Below are 7,865 nucleotides of genomic sequence, written 5' to 3' on the forward strand. Positions count from 1 at the left end.
CTCATCGGCCGAGTACGTGGCGCAGCGCCGCCTCCAGGGTCGGGTGGCGAAACTCATGGCTCGTCCCGAGAGCGACCGGCTCGACACGCTGGCTCGCCAGCGCCATCTCCTCGGCGCCCTCCGTGCCGAGAAGGAGGCGGGGTCCGAGGGCAGGGGTGGGCAGCAGGGCCGGGCGGTGGAGCACGCGGGCAAGGGTCTTCGCGTAGGCACGGCCGGTGACCGGTTCGGGGGCGACCGCGTTGACCGGTCCCTCGAGCGTGTCGTCGAGGACCGCACGGTGGTAGACGTCGGCCAGGTCGTCGATGCCGATCCAGCTCAGCCACTGCTCACCGCCACCGAGCGGCCCGCCCAGGCCGGCGGCGAAGAGCGGGCGCTGGAGCCTCAGCGCACCGCCGGCCGGGGTCTGCACGATCCCGGTCCGCACGTTGACGACGCGTGGCCCCTCGACGCGGCTCGCGGCCTCCCAGTCGGCGACCACGTCGGCAAGGAAGCCCTGGCCCCGTCCCGAGCCCTCGGTGAGCAGCTCGCGGCCCCGGTCCGCGCCGTAGAACCCGATCGCGGAGGCGCCGACGAAGGCGGGTACGCCGCTGCGTGCCGCCACCTCGGCGAGACGGCGGGTCGGCTCGATCCGGGAGTCACGGACCGCCGCCTTGTGCACCTCGGTGAAGCGCCCGGCGATGGACGCCCCCGCCAGGTGGACGACCGCGTCGACGCCGTCGAGGAGGTCCGGGGCGGGCGACGATGGGTCCCAGCGGCGCTCGTCGGTCCCTGCCGGGGTGCCTCTGACCAGCCTGATCACCCGATGACCACCAGTGGTCAGCAGCGGCACCAGCGCCCGCCCGACCGTCCCGCTCGACCCGGTGACCGCGATCGTGAGGGACCTGCCCGCTGCGTACGGTCTGCGGTGGGTCCTCAGGTCCGCGGCCAGCTGAGCGTGCCGATAGGCCAGCATCCGGTCCACCGTCCCGCCGGGCGCGCTCGTCTCGATCGTGTCGGTGACCAGGGTCGACCCGGCATCGGCGGCGAACTCGTGCCGGTGGGTCCACGACAGCGGTCCCAGCGAGGCGAGCCGGTCGGTGAAGAGGCGCGGCGGGTCGTACGCCTCGGGGTCGTGCCGCGCAACCCAGTCGAGCCCCGGCGCCAGCGAGAGCACGGCCGTCCCGTCGCCCAGGTCCGTCGCCTCCGCGCGCACCTTCCCCGGCATCCAGGGCGGCATCAACCGATGGATCGCGCCGGGCCGCCCATGCCACTCGAACACCTCCTCGAGCGGTGCCTCGACCCGCGTGCTCAACGTGTGGACCCGAACCAGCGGCGACGTCATGTCTGAAGCGTTGCGCGGATCAGACGCACGTTCAACCGGCCCGACCGCCAGCAGGTCAGAAGCGGAGCCTGCGGAGGTAGGACCAGCCGACCTCGGCCGTCTGGAGCGGGGTCACGTCGGGACTGTCGTTCTCGACGATGTACTCCTCGACCCGGTGCGCCGCGAAGAACCTCGCGAAGTCGATGAAGCCGGTGCCGAGGTCGCGGTGGTCGCCGGTCGCCGAGTCGCGGTCCTTGACGTGATACTGACGGACCTTCTGAGGTGCGTCCCGGATGACGTCGAGGGCGAAGTCGGTCGCGTCCTCGTCGGAGAGGCCACGGTTCACGCCGCCGGTGACGGCCCAGTAGAGATCGACCTCCAGGTGCACCACCGACGGGTCGAGCTCGCTGGTGAGCACGTCCCACGGCGTGACGCCGCCACCCAGATCGGTGGTGAACTCGTGCGCGTGGTTGTGGTAGCCGTACGCCACCCCGTAGCGCTTGGCGGCGGCCGCCTCGGTGTTCATCTGCTCGGCCCACAGCTGCCAGTCGGCCAGCGAGGAGGAGTCGAGGAACGGCACCGCGATGAAGCGCTGCCCGAGGGTCGCGGCGTTCTCCAGCTTCTCCGCCAGCGCAGCGGGCGAGGAGCTGATGCCGTCGTGGGAGGACGAGGCCCGCACACCGATCTCGTCGTAGAACGTACGCAGCTCCGCGGCCGTCCTGCCGAAGTAGCCGAGCGCCTGCTCCACCCGGGGATAGCCGATGTCGGCGATCGCCCGCAGCGTGTCGTCGTAGCCCGCGTTGCCGGCCGGCCAACCTAGCGCGTCGCGCACGGTCCACAGCTGGATCGAGATCCGCCCCGGCGGCACTCGGCGTACGGCATGTGCCGCGGCGGCCGCCGCGGTGCCCGTGGTTCCGGTGGCCCCCATCGTCGCCGCGCCTGCGATGCCGGCGAGCGCGCCCGTGAAGATCGTGCGCCGGCTCACGCCGCGCTGGGCGAGCGAGCGCCGCAGCGCGCCCTCACCGTCGTATCCGTAGCACATGTCGTCTCCCTCGATAGATGGTTCGGGCCCAGCGGTGGCGGGGCTCAGTCGGTGGTGCTGAACGCGGCGTCGAAGGCGGCCTCGGGCGCGTCGAACGTGTTCGCCCGCACAAACTCCAGGGCCTCCGGGGCACCGCGAAGACGGTCCATCCCGGCGTCCTCCCACTCCACGGAGATCGGGCCGTCGTAGTCGATCGCGTTGAGCATCCGGAAGCACTGCTCCCAGGGCACGTCGCCGTGCCCGGTCGAGACGAAGTCCCAGCCGCGCCGCGGGTCGGCCCACGGCAGGTGCGAGGAGAGCCGGGCGTTGCGGCCGTTGCCGGTCTGCATCTTCGTGTCCTTGCAGTCGACGTGGTAGATCCGGTCGCGGAAGTCCCAGAGGAAGGCGACCGGGTCGACCTGCTGCCACACCATGTGCGACGGGTCCCAGTTGAGGCCGAACGTCTCGCGGTGCCCGATCGCCTCGAGCGTCGCGACCGTCGACCAGTAGTCGTAGGCGATCTCGGAGGGGTGCACCTCGTGGGCGAACCGCACGCCGCACTCGTCGAAGACGTCGAGGATCGGGTTCCAGCGGTCGGCGAAGTCGCGGTAGCCCGCGGCCACCATCTCCTCGGTGACGGGCGGGAACATCGCGACGTACTTCCAGATCGAGGAGCCGGTGAACCCGACGACGGTCTTGACGCCGAGCCGCTGCGCCGTGCGAGCGGTCATCTTCATCTCCTCGGCCGCCCGCTGACGTACGCCCTCGGGCTCGCCGTCGCCCCAGACGCGGTCGGGCAGGATCGCGCGGTGCCGCTCGTCGATCGGGTCGTCGCAGACCGCCTGGCCCTTGAGATGGTTCGAGATCGCGTAGACGCTCAGCCCGTGCTTCTCGAGCAGGTCGAGCCTGCCCTTGACGTAGGAGTCGTCCTCCGCCGCCCGCCACACGTCGAGATGGTCGCCCCAGCAGGCGATCTCGAGCCCGTCGTATCCCCACCCGGAGGCGAGCTCGCACACCTTCTCGAAGGGCAGGTCCGCCCACTGTCCGGTGAAGAGGGTGATCGGTCTGGTCATGCTGTTCCTTCCCTGAAAGATCTCGTACGCAGCCGGCCCCTGACCAGGCCGGGCTCGCTCAGTCGGGTATGGACTGCCAGGTGCGGCTGTCGGAGCTCGTCTCCACGGCCGCGAGCACCCGTTGGACCTGGAGGCCGTCGGCGAAGCTCGGACTCGGATCCGTGTCGGTGGCGATCGCCTGGACGAGGTCGACGACCTGGTGGGTGAAGCCGTGCTCGTAGCCGAGGCCGTGCCCCGGAGGCCACCATGCCCCGACGTAGGGGTGGCCAGGCTCGGTGACGACGATCCGGCGGAAGCCGCCCTCCTCGTCGTCGATCGTGGCGTCGTGGAAGTGCAGGACGTTCATGTCCTCGAAGTCGAACGCGAGGCTGCCCAGCGAGCCGTTGATCTCGATACGGATGGCGTTCTTGCGGCCGGTGGCGAAGCGGGTCGCCTCGTAGACCCCGAGCGTGCCGCCGGCGAAGCGGGCGATGAAGACCGCCGCGTCGTCGACGGTGACCGGGCCCCGCTCGGTGCCGGCCGTGGCTGAGCGCCCGGCCGACACGGTCGCCACCGGACGCTCCTTCACGAAGGTCTCGAGCTGACCGCTCACCTCATGGATGGTGTCGCCGAGGATGTGCTGGGTCAGGTCGATGACGTGCGCCCCGATGTCGCCCAGCGCGCCGGAGCCCGCCTTGGACTTGTCGAGCCGCCACGAGAGCGGAGAGCTGGGGTCGGCGAGCCAGTCCTGGAGGTACTGCGCACGTACGTGCCGGACCTCGCCGAGCCGGCCGTCGGCGACGAGCTTGCGGGCCAGCGCGATCGCCGGGACGCGGCGGTAGGTGAACCCGACCATCGCCCGGATCCCGCGGGTCGCCGCGTCGGCGGCCGCTGCCGCCATCCGCTCGGCCTCCTCGACCGAGTTGGCCAGCGGCTTCTCGCAGAGCACGTGCTTTCCGGCGGCGAGAGCGGCGATCGCGATCTCGGCGTGGGTGTCGCCGGGCGTGCAGATGTCGACCAGGTCGACGTCGTCACGCTCGATCATCCGGCGCCAGTCGGTCTCGCTCTCCTTCCAGCCCATCTTGGCCGCCGCCTGCGCGACCTTCGCCGCGTCGCGGCCGCAGACCACGCTCATCCGCGGGTGGAGCGGCAGGTCGAAGAAGCGGTCGGCGCTGCGCCAGGCGTGGGAATGGACCGCGCCCATGAAGGCGTAGCCGATCATGCCCACCGACAGCGGGCGCCCCTCAGTTGTCGCAGCGTCGGTCATCGTGGCCTCGGTCATGTGACCTCGTCCCTTCGTCTCAGGTGGTGTCCCCGCGCCCGAGCGCGGGGTGGGTTCAGACGGTGATCAGGACGCGAAGGCGGCGTCGATGTAGTCGTCGACGTTCTTCTCGGTCACCACCGGGGCGAAGAGCTGGATGCTGCGCGGCACCTCGTTCTCGACGAGGTCGGACATCGCCTTCTGCTGGACGAGCAGACGAGCCATCCTGATCCCGTCGGCCCCCTGCGTCGAGGGGTAGATGACGGTCGCCTTGAGCACGCTGTCGCCGGACTTGATGGCATCCATCGCGTTGCGCGAGCCGGCGCCGCCGACCATCGTGAACTCGTCGCGGCCGGCGTTCTCGATCGCCGCGAGGACGCCGACGCCCTGGTCGTCGTCGTGGTTCCACAGGAAGTCGATCTTCGGGGCGGCCTGCAGCAGGTTGGAGGCCACCTTCTCGCCGGACTCGACCGTGAACTCGGCCGCGACGCGGTTGTTGACCTTCAGGCCGCACTTCTTGAGTGCGTCGGCGAAGCCCTTGCTGCGGTCCTGGGTGAGCGGCAGCGAGTCGATGCCGGCGATCTCGGCGACGACGGCGTCGCTGTTGTCGCCGGCCTCGGCGCAGACGTACTGGCCGGCGGAGACGCCCATGCCGTAGTTGTCGCCGAGGATCGTCGCGCGGGCGGCGTTCGGGTCGTCGAACTCGCGGTCGACGTTGACGACCGGGATGCCGGCCTCCATGGCCTTGAGCGCCACCGGCGTCATCGCGGCACCGTCGAAGGGCAGCAGCACGATCGCGTCGACCTTCTCGTTGATGAACGTCTCCACCTGGCTGATCTGGAGGTTGACGTCGTTGGTGCCCTCGGCGACGCGGAGCTCGATGTCCTCGTACTTCTCGGCCTCCGCCTCGGCGGCGTTGGTGATGGCCGCCATCCAGCCGTGGTCCGCGGCCGGGGCGGAGAACCCGATGACGACCTTCTCGCCGGCCTCGTCGTTGGAGCCGGCCTTCGCCTCCGTGGTGCCTCCTCCGGTCTCCTTCGCGGGCGGATCGTTGCTGGGCATACAGGCGCTCAGGCTGAGCACGGTGGCGCTGGCCGCCAGGGCGACTCCGAGACGACGGATGTTGCGGATCGGCAGTGAAATCATGGTGTGGCTCCTTGCTGTGGAGTGATGGGGCCGAGAGGAGACAGACAGGCGTACGTCAGGTGCTGGTGCGCCGTGCGAGGCGCTGCTGCAGGAGCACGGCGACGACGATGATCAAGCCCTTGACGACGGACTGGGCCGAGAACGAGAGGTTGTTGAGCGTGAAGATGTTCGACAGCACGGTGAAGATCAGGACGCCGAAGACGGTGCCGACGATCGTGCCGCGGCCACCCGAGAGCAGCGTCCCGCCGATGACGACGGCGGCGATCGCGTCCAGCTCGTAGAGCGTGCCGTGCGTCGAGCTGCCGGTCGTGGTCCGTGAGACCAGCATGATCGCGGCGATGCCGCAGCAGGCGCCGAGGAGCACGTAGAGCATCATCGTGTGGCGCTTGACGCTGATGCCTGCCAGGCGGGCCGCCTCGGGGTTGCCGCCGACCGCGAGCGTACGTCGGCCGAAGGTCGTCCGGTTGAGCAGCACCCAGCCGAGCGCGGCGACGATCGCGAAGATCCACACGAGCACCGGCACCCCGAGCAGGTCACCGGACATCGCGTCGCGGAAGCCCGGCACGTCGACGATCTGCGTCCTGCGGTCGGAGATCAGCTCGGCGAGCCCACGGGCGCTGGCGAGCATCGCCAGCGTGGCGATGAACGGCACCACCCCGCCGTAGGCGATCAGCAGGCCGTTCACCAGACCGCAGCCGGCCCCGACCAGCACCGCGGTGATCGCCATGATCGACCAATGGGTGTCGGTGGCCATCACCTGCGTGGACAGCGCCGTGCACCAGACCGAGGAGAGCGCGACGATCGCACCGACCGAGAGGTCGATCCCGCCTCCGGCGATCACGAACGTCATCCCGACACTGACCACACCGATCACCGCGGCGAGCCGGAGGATCGTCATCACGTTGTCGATGTCCGCGAACCGGTCACCTCCGGTGACGACACCGACCAGGCACAGCAGCGCGAGCGCGATGACCAGGCCGAGGTCACGGCCGGCGGTCGTACGCAGCATCCGCAGCGCGCTGCCCTTGTCGGCGACCTCGTCGCTGCGTGCGGCCTCCCGCTCGACCCGGGCGCTCTCCGCCGCGGGAGGTGCGGTGGGGGTCGTGGGGGTCGTGGGGGTCTCACTCATGCGACCTCTCCTTCCATCACGAGGTCGAGGACCCCGGACTCGTCGATCTCGGTGGCGGGTCCCTCGTGCACGACGCGGCCCTCGCGGACCACCAGGACTCGGTCGGCGAGGCCGAGGACCTCCTCGACCTCGCTGGACACGACCACGACGGCGACGCCGTCGTCTGCCAGCCGGCGGATGAGCCTGTAGATCTCGCTGCGGGCGCCGACGTCGACACCGCGGGTCGGCTCGTCGAGGAGCAGGACCCTGCAGTCGCGCAGCAGCCAGCGGGCCAGGACGACCTTCTGCTGGTTGCCACCGGACAGGTTGCGCACCGGCCGCTCGACACCCGTGGGACGTACGTCCAGCGAGCGGCTGAGCTCCTCGGCCCGCTCGCGCTCGGCGGAGTCGTCGAGGAAGCCGGCGCGGGCGAAGCGGCCCAGCGAGGAGACCGTGATGTTGCGGTAGACCGCCTGGTCGAGCAGCAGCGCCTGGCTCTTGCGCTCCTCCGGAGCGAGCCCGACTCCGGCCGCGACGGCGGCGCGTACGGACCCCTTCCGCAGCGGCCGCCCGGCCACGCTGACGGTGCCGGCGGAGGCCTTGCGCGCTCCGTACACCGTCTCCAGGATCTCGGAGCGGCCCGAGCCGACGAGCCCGGCCAGCCCGACGATCTCACCGGCGCGTACGTCGAAGCTGACGTCACGGAAGCGGCCCTCGCCGGCCAGGTCGCGGACCTCGAGGACCGTGTCGAAGAGCGAGCGGTCACGCTCGGGGCGGGGAGGGAAGACGTACTCGATCGCCCGGCCGGTCATCAGCTTGATCAGCTCGGCGGTCGGGGTGTCCTGGACGGGCAGGCCGGTGGCGACGGTGCGGCCGTCCTTGAGGACGGTGATCCGGTCGCCGATCTCGCGGATCTCCTCGAGGCGGTGGGAGATGTAGACGACCGCGACGCCCTCGGTGGTGAGGTCGCGGATGAC

The 7,865-nt window shown here is 70.7% G+C and carries 7 protein-coding genes; all 7 read right to left on the minus strand.

What is annotated here, in order from left to right:
- Position 1: 1 nt before the first annotated feature.
- A complete protein-coding gene (locus ACRDPS_RS25615) occupies positions 2 to 1,321 on the minus strand; it encodes a TIGR01777 family oxidoreductase (protein ID WP_431504491.1) in 1,320 nt (439 codons plus the stop codon).
- Positions 1,322 to 1,376: 55 nt separating this feature from the next.
- A complete protein-coding gene (locus ACRDPS_RS25620; protein WP_431504492.1) occupies positions 1,377 to 2,342 on the minus strand; it encodes a sugar phosphate isomerase/epimerase family protein in 966 nt (321 codons plus the stop codon).
- Between the two features lie 44 nt (positions 2,343 to 2,386).
- Positions 2,387 to 3,394: a sugar phosphate isomerase/epimerase family protein gene (locus ACRDPS_RS25625; protein WP_431504493.1), complete on the minus strand. Its 1,008-nt coding sequence runs from the start codon at positions 3,392 to 3,394 to the stop codon at positions 2,387 to 2,389.
- Positions 3,395 to 3,452: 58 nt separating this feature from the next.
- Positions 3,453 to 4,655, minus strand: a complete 1,203-nt coding sequence (locus ACRDPS_RS25630; protein ID WP_431504494.1) for a Gfo/Idh/MocA family protein — start codon at positions 4,653 to 4,655, stop codon at positions 3,453 to 3,455.
- Between the two features lie 66 nt (positions 4,656 to 4,721).
- Positions 4,722 to 5,780: a substrate-binding domain-containing protein gene (locus ACRDPS_RS25635; RefSeq protein WP_431504495.1), complete on the minus strand. Its 1,059-nt coding sequence runs from the start codon at positions 5,778 to 5,780 to the stop codon at positions 4,722 to 4,724.
- Positions 5,781 to 5,835: 55 nt separating this feature from the next.
- A complete protein-coding gene (locus ACRDPS_RS25640; RefSeq protein ID WP_431504496.1) occupies positions 5,836 to 6,909 on the minus strand; it encodes an ABC transporter permease in 1,074 nt (357 codons plus the stop codon).
- Positions 6,906 to 7,865: ATP-binding cassette domain-containing protein (locus ACRDPS_RS25645; protein WP_431504497.1), on the minus strand; the 960-nt coding region annotated here is incomplete at its 5' end. The genes ACRDPS_RS25645 and ACRDPS_RS25640, both read right to left, overlap by 4 nt.

This window comes from Nocardioides sp. (genome assembly GCF_050699375.1).
Classification (GTDB): domain Bacteria; phylum Actinomycetota; class Actinomycetes; order Propionibacteriales; family Nocardioidaceae; genus Nocardioides.